Source organism: Rhizobium sp. SG2393 (assembly GCF_042610495.1).
Lineage (GTDB): Bacteria > Pseudomonadota > Alphaproteobacteria > Rhizobiales > Rhizobiaceae > RU20A.
Map to the genome: position 1 here is coordinate 140,034 of NZ_JBHGAP010000003.1, position 17,708 is coordinate 157,741.

The following is a 17,708-nucleotide window of genomic DNA, read 5'->3' on the forward strand; positions in this document are numbered from 1 at the left end:
CAGGAAGGGTGTCAAGTCGTCGATCGTCTCGGCTCCTTTGAAACGGCTTCGGGCGTTGGGGTTTTGCGGCGGGACCGCACAGGCGCAAGGCCTACCGGCAATCTATGTCGCAGTGCGAAGAGTGCCAACCCTTGGGGGCAAAATTCGCCCGATTTCACGAAAATGTAGGATTTGCTTGTGGATGACAGCCGAATTGTCTTTTGAAACCCCATATATTCGAAGACAGCGGCGGGACCGTTCGCCAATACTTAAGTTAGAAATCTTTGTTCCCGACCGCGCACCCTGGCTGCGGGTCCCGAGATGGGTCTGTAATGGAAACGGCGCCGCATATTCTCGTTGTCGATGACGATCCCGAAATCCTCAGGCTTTTGTCCAGATATCTCGATAGCCAGGGCTTTCGCGTGACCCCGGCCGAAAGTCGCGCGGCATGCGAGACGCGCCTGGAGGAAAAGAGCGTCGATCTCGTGGTTCTCGACGTCATGCTGCCGGATGGGTCCGGTCTTGATCTCTGCCGCACGCTGCATACGCGCCGTCCGCATCTGCCCGTCATCCTGCTGACGGCGTTGAAGGAGGATATCGATCGCATCATCGGACTTGAGTTCGGTGCCGACGACTATCTGGGCAAGCCTTTCAATCCGCGCGAACTGGTGGCCCGCATCCGGGCCGTGCTGCGCCGCGGGCGTGTGAGCGCGCAGCCGGTCGCCTCCGAAAGCCGCTACCATTTTGCCGGCTATGTCGCCGATATCGAGCAGCGCTGCCTGCTTGGGCCCGACGGTTGTGCGATCGAGTTGACCGGCGGCGAGTTCGAACTGCTTGCCGTGTTCCTGCAACGGCCAGGGCGGGTGCTTTCCCGTGAAAACCTGCTGGAACTCACGCAGGGGCGCGCGCCGGAGCCGTTTGACCGGTCCATCGACATTCTCGTGTCGCGCCTGCGGCGCAAGCTTGGTGACGCCAGCGTTTTCAACCTTTTGAAGACCGTGCGCAACAGAGGCTACCAATTGGCGACGGCCGTCGAACGGATCTCCTGATCGATGTCGCTGCGCGCTCGCTTCACCCTGCTCCTCGTTGTGGCGGTGCTTCTCGTCATGACGATCGCGAGCCTGGTGACGGTGCATCTTGTGCGGACATCGATGGAGGCGCGGTTTGCCGATGTGATGGCCGAGAAGGTCGAGATCACGACCCGCCTTTTCCAGCTCGATCCCACCGCAGCCACGAAGTTGATGCTGGAGGTCGGCCCGGCGCCGAAGCCGGAAGAGATCGATGGTCCGCGCACGGCCGCCATTTCTCGTCTCCTCCAGACGCGCGGACACGCGGAGAAGGCGGCGCTTGTCTGGCATGTGGATCGGCACGGAGAGCGGGTCGGCCACGTGGTCGTCGAGATCGGCGACGGACGCTGGGCCTATCTCGGATTTCCGATGCGCGACACACTTCCGCTGTTTCCGCTGTTTACCTATCTGGGCCTCGTCGGCCTCGGGGCTACGGCCATCGCGCTTTACACGAGCGGCATGATCATGCGTCCGCTTCGTTTGCTGGAGCATGCGGTCAGCGGTGTCGGTGCCGATGGCATGATCCCGCATGTGCCGGAACGGGGGCCTGCCGAGTTGCGCGCGTCCGCCTCTGTCATCAACCGTCTCTCCGTCCGGCTGAATTCGGCCATTGCCAGCCGCATGCGGGTGGTGGCGGCGGCAGGCCACGACATGCGCACACCCATGACCCGCATGCGGCTCAGGGCCGAATTCGTCGTGGATGCGGATGAGCGCGCGGCCTGGCTTGCCGATCTCGACGAACTCGACCACATGGCCGATAGCGCGATCCAGCTGGTTCGCGAGGAGGTGGGCGCGGCCGGCGCCGGGCGGGTCCGCATCGACAATCTCGTCGCCGAGGTCATGCTCGAAATGCAGGACGCGGGATTGCCGATCATTCTGCACGGCGTCTTACAGAGGGCGGAGGTTTCAGGCTCCTCCTTCGCCCTGAAGCGGGCGCTGCGCAATCTCTTCGTCAATGCGGCCACGCACGGACAAGGCGCCAGCATCGCGCTGAAGGTCATGGATAGCGCCGTCATTCTCAAGGTTCTCGATCGTGGGCCGGGCATTCCCTCGGAGCTTCTCACGCAGGTCTTCGAGCCGTTTTTCCGGGTCGATCAGGCGCGACGCCAGACGGTGCCCGGCGCCGGCCTGGGACTGGCCATCGCGCGCGAGATCATCGAGAAACATGGCGGTGCCATCTGGATCTGGAACCGGGACCATGGTGGCCTGGAGCAGACGGTGACGCTTCCGCTGCGCAGTCCGTCCGAGCCCTCGCTCTGAGGTCTTTGCTTGTTGGGGGTCCGCGACCCGGCCTGTGTGATCCCGGACGCCATCGAGATACCGGTTGCGGGTCTGCCGCCTGAATCCGATCAGGCGTCGCGCCTGCCGCCGTTGCTTCACTCCGGAAACGAAAAGACCCGGCCCGCAGACATGCAGGCCGGGTCTTTCACGATGGGTTTCCCGCGGGAGGTTCGGGCTTTAGTTGGTGGCCTTGGCAACCACCTGCGGCTTGCCGGCCGCATCGACGAGGTCTTCGATAGAGGAGCCGCCGCCGGTGGCGATGTTCAGCGCGACATAGTCGCGGGCCAACTGGCGGATGCCGGAGGCGAGTTGCAGGCGGCCGCTGGCAAGCGAGCGCTCGGCATCGAGAACATCGAGGATGGAGCTTGCGCCGCCGCGATAGCTTTCGCGGGCGAGGTTGAGCGCCTGTTCGTAGGAGGCGACGACCTTGCGCAGCGCTTCGACCGTCTGGCGGTCGCGACGAAGCGCGATCATTGCATTTTCGGTCTCTTCGACGGCCTTCAGGACGGTCGACTTCCAGTTCAGGTAGGCCTGCTGTGCCTGGGATTCGGCAATCGTCACGCGGGCCTTGAGAGCGCCGCCGTTGAAGATCGGCAGGTTGATGGTGGGACCGAAGGACCAGGCAGATAGGCTGCCGGTTCCTGTGACCGCACTGGTGACGACGCGCGACAGGCTGACATTGCCGGAAAGCTGCAGGCTCGGATAGAGCTGTGATTCTGCCACCCCGATGGCAGCCGTTGCGGCGGCCAGCTGACGCTCTGCCGCGCGCACATCCGGCCGGTTGCGCAGGAGGTCGGCGGGGACGCCAACCTTGGTGTCAAAGCGCGGCGAAGGCTGCGGTGCGCCGCCGATCAACTCGCCGGTCAGCGAAGCGGCCGGCTGGCCGAGCAGCGTTGCAATATGGTTTGCGGCCACATGGAAGCCGGTCTCGAGCGCCGGCAGTTCGGCGAGCGTCGCGTTGACGAGGCCTTCTGCCTGGACCACGTCGAGGCTGGAGGCGGCGCCGGCGCTGCGGATGTCGTTTGTCAGCTTCAGCGTTTCGCGACGCGACGCCAGGTTCTGGCGCTGCAGGGCGATGGAGGCCTGGTAGAAGCGGGCATCGATATAGGAGCTGACGAGATCCGAGAGATAGGCGAGGCGGGCCACGCCGACATTGTCGTAGGCAGCGTCGAGCGAGGCATCGGCCGATTCCTTGGCGCGGCGATACTGGCCGAAGAGATCGAGAAGCCAGGAGGCGCTCAGGGCCGACGATGCCTGCTTGCGTTCGGTCGACTGGCCGCCCGGGCCGATCACTTCCTGACCGCTGACTTCGGCGCTGCTCTGGCTGGCGAGGGACGGCAGCCCGCCGGCACCGGCAACCACAATATTGGCCTGTGCCTCTTCGATGCGGGCGAGCGCCTGCATGACGGTCAGGTTTTCGCTCTTGCCGCGTTCGACGAGGCTGTCCAGCTTGCGATCGCGGAAGGCCTTCCACCAGGCGCTGTTGGCCGTGTCGACACCGGTGCCGGCCTTGCCTTCGGAGAACCGCACGGGCAGCGCAGCCTCGGGGGCCTTGTAATCAGGTCCCACGACGCAGCCCGACAGCGACAGCAGGGCAACTGGGATCAAAGCATGAACGAGCTTCATTTCGTCTCTCCATCGGCCAGCGCCACGGGTTGCGCTGATTCGCCGGTTCGGTTTTCCGATTTCTTAACTACGAGTTTCTGGATCAGAATGAAAAGCGCCGGGACGAAAAATATCCCCAGAACTGTTGCGGAGACCATGCCGCCGAGCACGCCGATGCCGATCGCGTTCTGCGCGGCGGAGCCGGCGCCGGTTGCGATCGCAAGCGGCAGCACGCCCAGGATGAAGGCGAGCGAGGTCATGATGATCGGACGCAGGCGCAGCCGGGCCGCTTCCATGGTGGCTGAGAGCAGGTCCTGGCCGCGGTCGTAGCGCTCCTTGGCGAATTCGACGATCAGGATCGCGTTCTTGGCGGCAAGGCCGATGGTCGTCAGCAGGCCCACCTTGAAGTAGACGTCGTTGGACTGGCCGAAATAGACCGCCGCCGCCAGCGCGCCGAGCACGCCGACCGGAACCGCCAGGATGACCGAGACGGGCACGATCCAGCTTTCATAGAGCGCGGCGAGGCAGAGGAAGACGACGAGGATCGAGATGGCGTAGAGCATCGGCGCCTGTGCGCCCGACAGCCGCTCCTGATAGGAGAGGCCCGACCAGGCGACGCCGTAGCCGCCGGGAAGGCCGGCGACCAGCTCTTCCATCTTGTCCATGGCGACACCGGAGGAGACGCCTGGCACCGGCGCGCCGCTGATCGAGACGGCGCCGACACCGTTGAAGCGGTCCAGCGTCGGCAGGCCCTGCACCCAGCTCGTGGTGGCGAAGGCCGAGAAGGGCACCATTTCGCCGGACGAATTGCGGGCGTACCACTTGCCGAGGTCGTCGGGCTGCATGCGGAAGGGAGAATCGCCCTGGACATAGACGGGGCGGATCTCGTTTTCGAGCAGGAAGTCGTTGACCTTGGAGCCGGCAAAGATCGTGCCGAGCATGGCATTGGCAGCGGCGAGATCGACGCCGAGCGCGCCGGCCTTGGCCTGGTCGATGTCGATGCGCAACTGCGACTGGCGGCTGGTCGTGTTGCCGCGCACGCCGGTCACGACGCCCGACGCCTGCGCCGCGCCGGCCAGCTGGTTTGCGGCATCCTGCAGGGCGGCCGCACCATTGTTGCCGTTGTCGACCAGGTACATTTCGAAGCCGCTGGAGGTGCCGAGGCCGGGAATGGAGGGCGGGGCGAGCGCGAAGACCTGGGCCTCGCGCATGCGGCCCATGAAGGCGCCCATGGCGCGGCCGGCGACGGCCTGGGCCGAGAGGTTCGGGTCCGTTCGCTCTGCAAAGTCCTTCAGGCGGACAAAGGTGATGGCGTTGTTCTGCCCCGTGCCGGAGAAGGAGAAGCCGAGTGCGGAGAAGACGCTGTCGACGGCCACTTTCTCGTTTTCGAGATAGTGCTTCTCGACCTGCTTGACGACATCGAGCGTGCGCTCGGTCGTCGCGCCTTCCGGCAGGGTGATGATGGTCAGCAGAATGCCCTGGTCCTCATCGGGGATGAAGGAGCTCGGCAACTTCTGGAGGAGCCACCAGGAGGCGCCGCAGACCACGACCAGCATGACGAGGACGCGGAAGGTGCGCTTCAGGAGGTAGCCGGTGGTGGAGACATAGCCATTCGTGGCTTTGCCGAAGCCGGTGTTGAAGGCGCGGAAGAAGGCGTTCTTCGGCTTGTGATGGGTGTTTTTGAGCAGCGTCGCGCAAAGCGCCGGCGTCAGCACCAGGGCGACCAGCACCGAGAGCAGCATGGCCGAGACGATGGTCACGGAAAACTGCCGGTAGATGATGCCGACGGAGCCGCCGAAGAAGGCCATGGGGATGAAGACGGCCGTCAGCACGAGTGCGATGCCGATCAGCGCGCTGGTGATCTCGTCCATCGACTTGCGTGTCGCTTCCCGCGGCGGAAGGTTTTCTTCCTCCATGATGCGCTCGACGTTCTCGACTACGACGATCGCGTCATCCACGAGCAGGCCGATGGCCAGCACCATGGCGAACATGGTCAGCGTGTTGATGGAATAGCCGAAGAGCGCCAGCACCCCGAAGGTGCCGAGCAGGACGACGGGCACGGCGATGGTCGGGATCAGCGTGGCGCGGAAGCTCTGCAGGAAGACGAAGAGAACCACGAAGACGAGGACCACGGCTTCGATGAGCGTGTGGACCACCTTCTCGATCGACAGTTCGACGAAGGGCGAGGTGTCGTAGGGATAGACCACCTCCACATTGTCGGGGAGCGTGTTCTCGATCGAGCCCATCGCTTCCTTGACGCGCGCGGCCGTATCGATGGCGTTGGCGCCGGTTGCGAGGTTGACGGCGAAGCCGGCGGCCGGGAGGCCCTTGTAGCGGCTGTCGCCGCCATAGGTCTCGCGGCCGATCTCGACGCGCGCGACATCGCTGAGGCGCACGAGGTCGCCGCCCTTGCCGGATTTCAGGATGATGCCCTCGAACTCGGCAACGGTCTTCAACTGGCTCTGGGCGGTGATCGTGGCGGTGAATTGCTGGCCGGGAACGACCGGCTGGTTGCCGATGGCGCCGGCCGAGACCTGCACGTTCTGGGCCTGCACCGCAGCTGTGACATCACCCGGCGTCAGCTGGAACTGATTGAGCTTGAAGGGATCGAGCCAGAGGCGCATCGCATAGCCGGAGCCGAAGGTGTTGATGCTGCCCACACCTTCGAGGCGCTTGATCTGGTCTTCGATATTGCCGGAGAGAATGTTGCCGAGTTCGACCGAGGACCGCTTGCTGTCGGTAGAGACCAGCGTTCCGACGAGCAGGAAGCTTGTGGTGGAGCGCTCGACGCGCAGGCCGAGCTGCTGCACGCTGCTCGGAAGCTGCGGGGTGACCAGTTGCAGCTTGTTCTGCACCTGCACCTGGGCAATGTCGGGATTGATCGTCTGGCCGAAGGTCAGCGTCACGCTGGACGCGCCCTGGGACGAGCTGGATGTCATGTAGGTGAGATCGTCGAGGCCGGTCATGGCCTGTTCGATGACCTTGGTCACGGAATTCTCGACGCCTTCGGCCGTCGCGCCCGGATAGGTCGCGGAAATGCTGACGGTGGTCGGCGCGATGTCGGGATATTGCGAGACGGAGAGGGTGGAGATGGCCAGCATGCCGCCGATCATGATCGCAATGGCGATCACCCAGGCGAAGACCGGCCTGTCAATGAAAAAGCGTGCCATGCTCAGTTCGAGCCTCCGCTTTCACTGGCGGCAGGCTTCTCGCCGGCCTTGGCGCCGTCTGCCGCGGCGGCTGCGGGCTGCTGGCCCTGCTGCTGCTGAGCCTGCGGAGCCGGCCGCTCGATCTCGCCGTTCGGCCCGAGCTTTACTTCTTCAGCCTTGACATCCATGCCGGTGCCGATGCGCTGCAGGCCGTCGACGATCAGCTTGTCGCCGTCCTTGACGCCTTCGGTGACGAGCCAGGCATTGTCGATGGCCCGGTCGGCCTTCAGCACGCGCTCTTCCACCTTGCCCTGGGGCGTCACGAAACGGGCCGTCAGATTGCCGGATGGGTCGCGGCTGCCGGCCAGTTGCGGCAGCAGGAAGCCACGCTCCTGGCCCTGCACCACGGAGGCGCGCACGAACATGCCGGGCAGCAGCAACTGTTCGGCATTGTCGAAGCGCACGCGGATGGAGAAGCTGCCGGTGGTCTGGCTGACGGTGAAATCGGGGGCCTGCAGCGTGCCGATCTTGTCGTAGGCGGTGCCGTTTTCCAGCGTCAGCTTCACCTGGCCGACGTTCGGCGTCTGCTTCAGCGCGCCGGAGGCGATCGCCTCGCGCAGGCGCAGCAGGTTGGCGCTGGAATCGGTGAGGTCCACGTAGATCGGGTCGAGCTGGCGGATCGTCGTCAGCGCATCCGCCTGGCTGGCCGTGACGACCGTGCCGACGCTGATGTTGGAGATGCTGGTGACGCCGGAGATGGGGGCGCGCACTTCGGTCAGGCCGAGATCGATACGGGCGGCCTTGAGGTTGGCTTCGGCGGAGGCGACGTCGGCGCGGGCCTGCGCCAGTGTGAGCCGGGCATTGTCGAGCTGGATCTGCGTACCGCCGCTGTCCACGAGCTGCTCGTAGCGCGTGACGTTGGCTTCTGCCGTGGGAAGGCTGACCCGCGCCTTCTGGACCGCGGCTTCCGCCACGGCGACGGCCGCCGCATAGCTGTCGTCGGCGATCTTGTAGAGAACCTGCCCCTCCTTCACGGGCTTGCCATCCTCGAAGCCGATGCTTTCGATGATGCCGCCGACGCGCGGACGAATGTCGGCGGAGGCGAACGGAACGACGCGCCCGGAGAGGACCGCGTTCACGTTTACGTCAGATTCCTTCAGCGTCACGACGCCGACGGTCACGGGGCCGCCGGCGCCTGGCATTCCGCCGGGGCCTGCCGCAGGTTTTTCCTCGCTGCAGGCGGCGAGAAGGCTCAGGGCGAGGGTGAGGCCAGCCAGGGCCATGGGGCGATGCGATCTCAGGAACATCAAATCTTCCAATGGGTTGACAGGAAACTGCGGCGCCCTTTGTGGGTTCAGGCGCACGCGGACCTGCAATCGATCAAGAAAACAGCACGTCCAAAGGATGTGCTGATTTAATCGAACCATATAGTTCGAATAGGTGAAAATCCATCCCGCTTGAACGCGAAGTTGCCACATGTGTTAAAAAAGTCATACCTGACCGATGGCGGCGAGGAATGCCGCAGCACAGCAGCCTCGGCCGCCCCCCGCGGGATGCCGGACGGCCGTTTGGCGCTCATCCTGACAAAGGCCCGCAACGGTTTTGTAAAGGCAGGCGATAAGTGTCAGTCGATCATCGCCAGAAGGGTCTCCAGCCGGTCGGCCTCGCGTGGCGGCTTGTCCTGCCTGAGGCGGGCGATGCGGGGGAAGCGCATGGCAACGCCCGACTTGTGGCGCGAGGAGCGCGCAATTCCCTCGAAGGCGATCTCCAGCACGAAGCCCTTGTCGGGTTCTGCCACGACGGAGCGCACCGGGCCGAAGCGCTCCACCGTGTTGTTGCGCACGAAGCGGTCGAGCACTTCCAGCTCCTCGTCGGTGAAGCCGAAATAGGCCTTGCCGACCGGCACCAGCACGTCGCGTCCTTCCGCTTCCGTCCATACGCCGAAGGTGAAGTCGGAATAGTAGCTGGAGCGTTTGCCGTGGCCGCGCTGGGCATACATCATCACGGCATCCACCGTATGCGGATTGCGCTTCCACTTGAACCACGGCCCCTTGACGCGGCCGGGAATGTAGGGGGTTTCGAGCCCCTTGATCATCACGCCCTCAATGACGGGATCGGGCGGATCGGCGCGCAGACGCTCCAGTTCCTCCCAGCTTTCGAAGGACACGAGGGGGGAGAGATCGAAGCGGTCCGCCGGCAGGTGCTCGATGACGGTGGCGAGGCGGGCGCGGCGCGCGAGGAAGCTTTCGGCCCGCACATCCTCGTTTCCGTCGAAGAGCAGGTCATAGGCCCGCACGAAGGCGGGGTATTCCGCGAGCATCGCCTTCGACACGGCCTTTCGGTTCAGCCGCTGCTGGAGATCGGAGAAGGAGCGGGTCGTGCCGCCGGCGCGGCTGGCCGTGCCGATCAGCAGCTCGCCATCGATGACGCCCTCGAAGGCGGCGGCCTCGACGATATCGGGAAAGGCGTGCGAGATGTCGTCGCCGCTGCGCGAATAGAGCCGCCGGTTGCCGCCATGGGCGGAGAGCTGGATGCGGATGCCGTCCCACTTCCATTCGGCCGCGTAATCGGCGGGCAGGATGCCGGCGAGGTCGCGATCCTCGACAGGGTGGGCGAGCATGACGGGGTGGAAGATGGTGCGGCTTTCCGGCTCGGGCTTGTCCGCCTTGCCTTCCAGCCACTGAAAGAGCGGGACATAGGGCGGGTCGAGCCCGTGCCAGAGCGTTTCGATCTCCATGGCATCGACACCGCCGAAATCGGCCAGCGCCTGCCGGGCGAGGCGCGCCGAGACGCCGATGCGAAAGCCGCCGGTGACGAGTTTCAGGAAGGCGAAGCGCTCGGATGCATCGAGGCGGTCGAGAAGGGTGCGGACCAGGCTGCGCACCTCGGTGCGCCCGGCCGATTGCAGGGCGTCGATGACGTCGCCGAGCGGCGGGCTGCGGTTGGCGCGAACGCCTTCGGGCGCCTGCCAGACCAGCGCGATGGTTTCGGCGAGGTCGCCGACATAGTCGTAGGAGTAGCGGAACAGCACCTCATCCATCCGCTCCAGCACGAGCTCGCGCAGAAGCGCCGGCTTCACCGTCTTCAGGGTCAGGGTGCCGGCGATGGCGGCGAGCGCATAGCCGCGGTCAGGATCGGGCGTCGTGCGGAAATAGTCGGTCAGAAGCGTGATCTTGGCATTGCGCTGCGGGGTGAGCACGAGACGGTCGAGCAGGGCGGCGAAGGCCTTCATGCCTCTCCTCCCTCGTCTTCATAGCCGACCAGATGCAGGGGCTTCGCCGGCAGGCCCTGAAGGGCGCACCAGCGCACCAGCGCCTCCTCACGGCCGTGGGTCACCCAGACCTCGCCGGGGCGGATCTCCTCGATGGTGGCGATGAGTTCGTCCCAGTCGCAGTGGTCGGAGATGATCATCGGCAGTTCCACGCCGCGCTGCCTGGCGCGCTGGCGCACCAGCATCCAGCCCGAGGCGAAGATCGGCAGCGGATCGGCAAAGCGGCGCGCCCAGCGATCCGCGAAGGCCGAGGGCGGGCCGACGACGATGGCGCCCGCAAACGAGCGCTTGCCGCCGGACGCGATGGTTGCCGGCTCCAGCGGGCCGAGGTCGATGCCGCGCTCGACGTAGAAATCGCAGAGCCGCTGCAGGGCGCCGTGGATGTAGATCGGCGCATCATAGCCCGTTTCGCGGATCAGCCGGATGACGCGCTGCGCCTTGCCGAGCGAATAGGCGCCGACGAGGTGGGCACGGTCGGGAAACTGCGCGAGCGAGGTCATCAGCTTGGCGACCTCGCCGCTATCGGCGGGGTGGCGGAAGACGGGCAGGCCGAAGGTGGCTTCGGTGATGAAGACGTCGCAGGAGACGGGTTCGAAGGGCAGGCAGGTCGGGTCGCGGCGGCGCTTGTAATCGCCGGAGACGACGATGCGGGTGGGCCCGGCCTCCACGGCGATCTGGGCGGAGCCGAGCACATGGCCGGCCGGGTGGAAATGCACGGTGACGCCGTTGATGCTCATGACCTCGCCGAGCGTGGCGACCTGCCGGCTGCCGGCAAAATCGGCGCCGTAGCGGATCGCCATGATGTCCAGCGTCTCTTCCGTCGCCAGCACATGGCCGTGGCCGGCGCGGGCGTGATCGGAATGGCCGTGGGTGATCAGCGCCCGCTCCACAGGGGCGACGGGGTCGATATAGAAGCCGCCGGCCTCGCAATAGAGACCCTTCGGTGTGGGATAGAGGAGCTGATCCGGTTTCATGTCCGGGAGAAGATAGCTGCGCCGCGGCGGCGCGCCAGTCTTTCGCAGTCGATTTCTTGGCGGATGGCTTCCGATTGATCGCATCGCGCTGCCGGCCCGTACAGACGCGGGACGCTGACAGGCTTTGATCCGAAGATCCGACAGGCCATTGTCGATCCGACGACCTGCAAGCGGCATCCCTCCGCCGCCATCCTCGGGCTTGACCCGAGGATCCCTATCGCGCACTCGGCGGTCGCCGCGTGGATGGTCGGGTCAAGCCCGACCATGACGGAAGAGAGGGTTGCACGTTGACGGCAACCTGTTCGAACGCCTCCGTCCGGATTCGTCTCAGCCCGCGTTGACCAGCGTCTTGTGGATGAGGTCGAGCACGGCCTTGGCGTCGATGCCGGTGGCGGCCTGCTGGCTGGGCAGGTTGTCCCAGTGGCTCGGCGGGAACTTGCGGCCGTCCGGCTTCTGGATGGTCTGGCCATCGGCGATGCCGCCGCAGACGACGCGCATCGCACCGCTTCTGAGGGTGAAGAGTTCGGGCGCGACGACATAGACGCAGGCGCAGCTGTCGTGCACCACCATGCCGTCATCCACCAGACCCTCGTAGAAGTCGATGTAGAACTGCGAGAGGTTGGAGAGAAGCTGCGTGCGCTTGCCGCCGGCCTTGGCGATGTCGGCGAGTTGGCTTCGGGTCATCACCGTCTGCATGGTGACATCGAGGCCGATGACGACGACGGGCCAGGGGGCGGTGAAGACGCGGTCGGCGGCTTCCGGGTCGCCATGGATATTGGCTTCGGCGGCGGGCGTGACATTGCCCGGCACGTCGAAGGCGCCACCCATGATGACGACGGATTTGACGAGGCCGGCGATCTCAGGGGCTTCGCCGAGCGCATTGGCAAGGTTGGTCATGCGGCCGACGGCGACCAGCGTGATCTCGCCCGGATGGGCGCGCACCATGTCGATGATGAAGCGGTGCGCCGGCCGCGGATCGGCGGAGAGGCCGATGTCGTCGGGCACGTTGATATTGCCGAGCCCGTCATCGCCGTGGATGAAGGTCGGCCAGGGGGCGTGCGGTCGATGCGGATCGATCGTCTCGTTGGCACCGCGCGCGACAGGCGCGGGGATCTCCCATTCGCGCTTCAGGAACAGCGCGTTGCGCGTCGTCGTCTCGATGGCCGCATTGCCGAAGACGCTGGTGACGCCGACGAGATCGATGTCAGGGTGCTGGTGGAGAAACAGGAGCGCCATTGCGTCGTCGACGCCGGGGTCCGTATCGAAAATGACTTTGTGCATGATGGTTCTTCTTGGTGTTGCAGTCGGCGCTAAAAGGACCGGAGCCCCTGCTGAAAGTCAACCGCGAGCCGATCCGTCGCTTCTACCCTACTGGAAGCGGGCGATGGAGAAGGGGCGCGCGGCTTCGGTTTCGCCCTGCTCGAGGAGGTCCGAGATGCGGCGCGCGGTGACGGCCGACAGCGTGAGGCCGAGATGGCCGTGGCCGAAGGCCATGGCGATGCGCGGATCGGACGGCGCGAGGCTGATGACGGGAATGGAATCGGGCGTCGAGGGCCGGCAGCCCATCCATTCCGTACCGCCGGTTTCCGGCAGCGAGGGCACGTAGCGGCGCATCTTTTCGCGCATGGCGCGGGCGCGGGCATAGTTTGCCGGCGCCTCGGGGCGGGCAAGCTCAACCGCCCCACCGACGCGCAGGCGGCCTTCCAGCGGGGTCGCGACGAAGCCGTGCTCGGAGAAGAAGACCGGTATGTCGAGACCGGCAAGCGGGGCGTCGTAGGTCGTATTGTAGCCGCGCTCGGTTTCGAGGCAGACGGTGAGGCCGAGCGGGCGCAGGAGATCGCGCGACCAGACGCCGGAGGCGACGAGCACCTTGTCGAACAGCGTTTCGCCGCCATCGGCGGTCACGAGGGCGACGCCATTGGCGCGCGGATGCACCGCCTTGACTGCACTGGCGACGAAGCTGCCGCGGGTGCGGATCAGGTCGCGGGCATCGGCAAGCAGCACGGCCGGATCCTTGAAGGCGCGGTAGCCGCTGGCATAGACCGCGCCGCCGAAGGCGCCCTCCAGTGCTGGCACGCGGGCGCGGGCGGCGGCGATGTCCAGCCGCTCGACATCGAAGCCCAGCAGGCGGCCGGCTTCGCGTTCGTGGGCATAGGCCGCATCGGTGCGGGCCTTGCTGTCGAAGACGTGGATGGCGCCGGTGGGGCGCATGTGGCCGGTGAGGCCCACGGCCTCGCCGAGCGCGACATGGGCGGCTTCCGCCTCCAGCATCAGCGAGAGCAGGGCCTTGCGCGAGGCTTCCACCGTCGAGGGACGGGCGGCGAGCGCGAAGCGGGCGAGCCAGGGGGCGAGCGTTGCGATGTCCTGCCAGCGCAGTGCCAGCGGCCCCAGCGGATCGAGCAGCCATTTCGGCGCCGACATCAGCGTTGCGACACTGGCGAGCGGGGAAATTTCCGGCACGGCGAGCAGCGCTGCATTGCCGACAGAGGCGGGCTTGCCGTCCGGGTCGCGCTCGAAGACGGTGACGTCGTGGCCGCGCCCGATGAGTTCCACCGCCGCCGCCGCTGCAATGATGCCGCCGCCTGCAATCCCGATCTTCGCCATCGCGCATGCCCTTCCGTCTGCCGCCGGTTCCAGCCGGTCGGCGGCGACCCTACAGCATTGGCCGGCAAAGCGGAATCGGTTTTCGCCGCGCGCTCCCCATCTCAAGGTGCGCTGGCACGGTCGGCCCTGCGGTCGGCCCGCATGCGGGTGAGGAAGGCAGCGAGGAAGGCGATGCTCATCAGCATGACGATGGTGGGCGCCGGCGCGCTGTCGAGGAAGAAGCTCAGATAGATGCCGAAGAAGGAGCATGCCAGCGCGATGATGACGGCTGCTGCCAGCATGGCGTCGAAGCGGCGCGTCAGCAGGAAGGCGATGGCGCCGGGGGCGATCAGCAGCGCAACGGAGAGGATGATGCCGACCGCCTTCAGGGCGCCGACGACTGTCAGCGACAGCACGATCAGCAGGCCGTAATGCAGGATGCGGACCGGCAGGCCGATGGCGCGGGCGTGCTGGGGGTCGAAGGCATGCACGAGGAGGTCGCGGCGGCGGCCGAAGACGAAGAGGCCGCTTGCAAGCGCGATCAGGCCGGTTTCCAGCATGTCGAGGCGGGAAATGCCGAGCATGTCGCCGAAGAGGATGTGGTCGAGATGCACATCCGGCCGCGCCCAGACATAGAGCACGAGGCCGATGCCGAACATGCCGGAGAAGACGATGCCGAGCACCGTATCCTCCTTGATGCGGGAATTTTCCTTGAGGTAGCCGGCGAGCGTGGCGCAGGCGAGACCGGCCACGAAGGCGCCGATGGAGAGCGGCAGGCCGATGAGATAGGCGGTGACGATGCCGGGCAGAACGGCGTGGGACACCGCATCCCCCATCAGCGACCAGCCCTTCAGCACAAGAAAGCAGGAGATCGCCGCCATGGGGATCGCGATCATCAGCGTCACCGTGAAGGCATGCTGCATGAAGGGCAGGGAGAAGGGCAGGGCCATGTATTCGGCTGTCGTCATCGGCTGGCCTCGGCGGCCTCGATCGACAGCCGGGCGCGGCGGCGCGAGGCGAAGAGGCCGTGCTTGGGTGCAAGCACGAAGGCGGCAAGGAAAATCAGCGTCTGGAGCGCGACGATGATGCCGCCCGTCGCGCCATCGAGGAAGTAGCTGAGATAGGCGCCGGTGACGCTGGTGCCTGCGCCGATCGCAAAGGCGGTGACGAGCAGGCGGCCGAAGCGATCGGTCAGCAGATAGGCCGTGGCGCCGGGGGTGACGACCATGGCGACCACCAGGAAGGCGCCGACCGTCTGGAGCGCTGCGACCGTGGAGGCAGCGAGCAGCGTGAAGAACATGAGTTTCAGGGCGGTGACGTTCAGGCCGATGGTGCGGGCGTGGCTCTCGTCGAAGAAGGTGACCATCAGATCCTTCCACTTCAGGCACAGCACCAGCAGGCTGACACCGCCGATGATGACGAGTTGCAGCGTATCCTCCGGCGTGATGGCGAGGATGTTGCCGAGCACGATGGTCTGCACGTTGACCGAAGTCGGCGAGAGCGAGACCATGAAGAGGCCGAGCCCGAAGAAGCCGGAAAAGATCATTCCGATGATGGCGTCTTCCCTGAGCTTGGTGCGCCGGTTGAGGAAGAGCATGGCGCCGGCCGCCAGGCCGCCGGAGAGAAAGGCGCCAGCCGCGAAGGGCAGGCCCAGCATGTAGGCGCCGGCCACGCCGGGCACGATGGCATGGGAGAGCGCGTCGCCAATCAGCGACCAGCCCTTCAGCATCAGATAGGCCGAGAGGAAGCCGCAGACCCCGCCGACGAGACCGCTGACCCAGATGGCGGTGAACATGTAGTGGTATTGGAAGGGTTCCAGAAGGATGCTCATGGGCGGGGCGCATCCGATATCTGCGCATCAGCCGGCCGCACCGGCGCTGCCGGCTTGCCGTCGGAATAGGTAACGAAGGGCCGCTCATCGTCGGAGATGACGGTGAGGCGGCGGGGATCCTCGTCCTCGTGCAGGTCGCTGCCCGAGAGCACGAAATGGCGCAGCACGCCGCCGAAAGTCAGCGCCAGATTTTCATGCGTGAAGGTTTCCGATGTCGGGCCATGGGCGAGCACGGTGCGGTTGATGAGCACGGTGCGGTCGCAGAAATCGGGGATCGAGCCGAGATTGTGGGTGGAGACCAGCATGACGCGGCCTTCGTCGCGCAGCGCCTTGAGGAGATCGATGATCTGGTCTTCGGTCGTCACGTCCACGCCGGTGAAGGGCTCGTCGAGCAGGATGACCTGGCCTTCCTGGGCAAGTGCCCGGGCGAGGAAGACGCGCTTCTTCTGCCCGCCGGAGAGTTCGCCGATCTGGCGCTTGCGGTAGTCGAGCATGCCGACGCGCGCGAGCGCACGTTCCACCATTTCCTTGTCACGCGAAGAGGCGATGCGCAGCCAGTTCATGTGGCCGTAGCGGCCCATCATCACCACGTCTTCCACCAGCACGGGGAAGTTCCAGTCCACCTCCTCGGCCTGGGGGACATAGGCGACAAGGTTCTTCTTCAGCGCCTCGGCGATGGGCATGCCGAGCACGGTGACGCTGCCGGCGGCGACAGGCACGAAGCCCATGATGGCCTTGAAGAGGGTGGATTTGCCGGAGCCATTGACGCCGACAAGCGCGGTGATCGTGCCGCGCGGGATCTCGAAGCTGGCGTTGCGCAGCGCCGTGTGGCCGTTGCGATAGGTGACGGTGACATCCGATGCGGCAATGCCGCTTCTGTCCCGGCCCTTGCCCATCATCATCATTTCGTCAGTCCCTCCACGATCGTGCGCGTCGTCACATCGAGGAGGTCGAGATAGGTCGGCACGGGACCATCCGCCTCGGAAAGGGAATCGACGTAGAGCACGCCGCCATAGGCCGCTCCCGTCTCGGCCGCCACCTGCTCGGCCGGGGCAGGGGAAACGGTGCTTTCGGAAAAGACGACGCCGATCCGGTGTTCGCGCACGGCGTCGATGACGGCCTTCACCTGCTTCGGCGTGCCCTGCTGGTCGGCATTGATCGGCCAGAGGTAAAGTTCCTTCAGGCCGAAATCGCGGGCGAGGTAGCTGAAGGCGCCTTCGCTCGTCACCAGCCAGCGCCTGTCTTCGGGCAAGGCCGCAAGCTCGGTCTTCACCGTGTCGCGCAGTGCGGTGATGCGGGCGGCGTAGGCGGCGGCATTGGCAGCGTAGGTCGCGGCATTGGCGGGGTCGACGGCGGCCAGCGCCTTGCGGATGTTCTCCACGTAGATCAGCGCATTGTCCGGCGACATCCAGGCATGCGGGTTGGGCTTGCCCTCGTAGGGGCCGGCGGCAATGCCCATGGGGGTGACGCCTTCGGTGACGATGACGTTCGGCTTGTCGCCGAGATTGTCGAGGAACTTCTGGAACCAGAGCTCGAGGTTCAGCCCGTTCCACAGAACCAGATCGGCATCGGCGGCCTTGAAAATGTCCTGCGGTGTCGGCTGGTAATTGTGGATCTCAGCGCCCGGCTTGGTGATCGAGACGACCTCGGCGGCCTCACCCGCCACGTTGCGCGCCATGTCGGCGATCACGGTGAAGGTCGTTACCACCTTGGGCTTGGCAAAGGCGGCCGGCGTGAAGGCCAGCAGGGCTGCAAGACACAAAGTGAGGCGGCTCAGGCCGGTCATCGGGTTTCCATCTGACGGTTCGCCATCCGCTCCGGCGATGTTCGGATTGCGAATGAGTTGCATTCAAGATAGGCCGAATTCAAGCCGTGTCAATGCAATTGCAAATCATTCGCAAGATGGTCGAGGGATCGCCGTGGGCCCGGCTGCGGCGCATGCCCGACGCCCGGGCGGCAAGCCGATTT

13 protein-coding genes are annotated in these 17,708 nt (G+C 65.6%); 2 read left to right on the forward strand and 11 right to left on the reverse strand.

Translation table 11 applies throughout. The features are described from left to right. Nucleotides 1–311: 311 nt before the first annotated feature. Both ACED18_RS11335 and ACED18_RS11340 read left to right on the forward strand, forming a co-directional pair. Nucleotides 312–1,028 carry a response regulator gene (locus tag ACED18_RS11335; protein WP_377292172.1) on the forward strand — a complete coding sequence of 239 codons (717 nt, stop codon included), beginning with the start codon at nucleotides 312–314 and terminating at the stop codon, nucleotides 1,026–1,028. A 3-nt stretch (nucleotides 1,029–1,031) separates the two neighbouring features. Further along, a complete protein-coding gene (locus tag ACED18_RS11340) occupies nucleotides 1,032–2,306 on the forward strand; it encodes an ATP-binding protein (RefSeq protein WP_377292174.1) in 1,275 nt (424 codons plus the stop codon). Nucleotides 2,307–2,504: 198 nt separating this feature from the next. Here ACED18_RS11340 and ACED18_RS11345 read toward each other — a convergent pair whose 3' ends face one another. The 11 genes from ACED18_RS11345 to ACED18_RS11395 form a co-directional block, all read right to left on the reverse strand. Then, nucleotides 2,505–3,953: an efflux transporter outer membrane subunit gene (locus tag ACED18_RS11345; protein WP_377292176.1), complete on the reverse strand. Its 1,449-nt coding sequence runs from the start codon at nucleotides 3,951–3,953 to the stop codon at nucleotides 2,505–2,507. Continuing rightward, a complete protein-coding gene (locus ACED18_RS11350; protein ID WP_377292178.1) occupies nucleotides 3,950–7,102 on the reverse strand; it encodes an efflux RND transporter permease subunit in 3,153 nt (1,050 codons plus the stop codon). The genes ACED18_RS11345 and ACED18_RS11350 overlap by 4 nt, the downstream gene beginning before the upstream one ends. A 2-nt stretch (nucleotides 7,103–7,104) precedes the next feature. Continuing rightward, nucleotides 7,105–8,388 carry an efflux RND transporter periplasmic adaptor subunit gene (locus tag ACED18_RS11355; protein ID WP_377292180.1) on the reverse strand — a complete coding sequence of 428 codons (1,284 nt, stop codon included), beginning with the start codon at nucleotides 8,386–8,388 and terminating at the stop codon, nucleotides 7,105–7,107. Between the two features lie 317 nt (nucleotides 8,389–8,705). Continuing rightward, nucleotides 8,706–10,313 (reverse strand): cisplatin damage response ATP-dependent DNA ligase, encoded by a 1,608-nt coding sequence (locus ACED18_RS11360; RefSeq protein WP_377292182.1) that lies wholly within the window; start codon nucleotides 10,311–10,313, stop codon nucleotides 8,706–8,708. Next, nucleotides 10,310–11,326: a ligase-associated DNA damage response exonuclease gene (locus ACED18_RS11365; RefSeq protein WP_377292184.1), complete on the reverse strand. Its 1,017-nt coding sequence runs from the start codon at nucleotides 11,324–11,326 to the stop codon at nucleotides 10,310–10,312. The genes ACED18_RS11360 and ACED18_RS11365 overlap by 4 nt, the downstream gene beginning before the upstream one ends. A gap of 327 nt (nucleotides 11,327–11,653) precedes the next feature. After that, nucleotides 11,654–12,607, reverse strand: a complete 954-nt coding sequence (locus ACED18_RS11370; RefSeq protein ID WP_377292186.1) for a nucleoside hydrolase — start codon at nucleotides 12,605–12,607, stop codon at nucleotides 11,654–11,656. Nucleotides 12,608–12,694: 87 nt separating this feature from the next. Further along, nucleotides 12,695–13,930 (reverse strand): NAD(P)/FAD-dependent oxidoreductase, encoded by a 1,236-nt coding sequence (locus ACED18_RS11375; RefSeq protein WP_377292188.1) that lies wholly within the window; start codon nucleotides 13,928–13,930, stop codon nucleotides 12,695–12,697. A 101-nt stretch (nucleotides 13,931–14,031) separates the two neighbouring features. Further along, complete coding sequence (locus ACED18_RS11380) at nucleotides 14,032–14,877, reverse strand: metal ABC transporter permease (protein ID WP_377292190.1); 846 nt, start codon at nucleotides 14,875–14,877, stop codon at nucleotides 14,032–14,034. Beyond that, complete coding sequence (locus ACED18_RS11385) at nucleotides 14,874–15,740, reverse strand: metal ABC transporter permease (protein WP_377292192.1); 867 nt, start codon at nucleotides 15,738–15,740, stop codon at nucleotides 14,874–14,876. The genes ACED18_RS11380 and ACED18_RS11385 overlap by 4 nt, the downstream gene beginning before the upstream one ends. Continuing rightward, entirely contained in the window at nucleotides 15,737–16,642 is a 906-nt protein-coding gene (locus ACED18_RS11390) for a manganese/iron ABC transporter ATP-binding protein (protein WP_377292364.1), read from the reverse strand. The genes ACED18_RS11385 and ACED18_RS11390 overlap by 4 nt, the downstream gene beginning before the upstream one ends. Further along, nucleotides 16,642–17,526: a metal ABC transporter substrate-binding protein gene (locus ACED18_RS11395; protein ID WP_377292194.1), complete on the reverse strand. Its 885-nt coding sequence runs from the start codon at nucleotides 17,524–17,526 to the stop codon at nucleotides 16,642–16,644. Before ACED18_RS11395 ends, ACED18_RS11390 begins: the two co-directional genes overlap by 1 nt. Nucleotides 17,527–17,708: the final 182 nt, after the last annotated feature.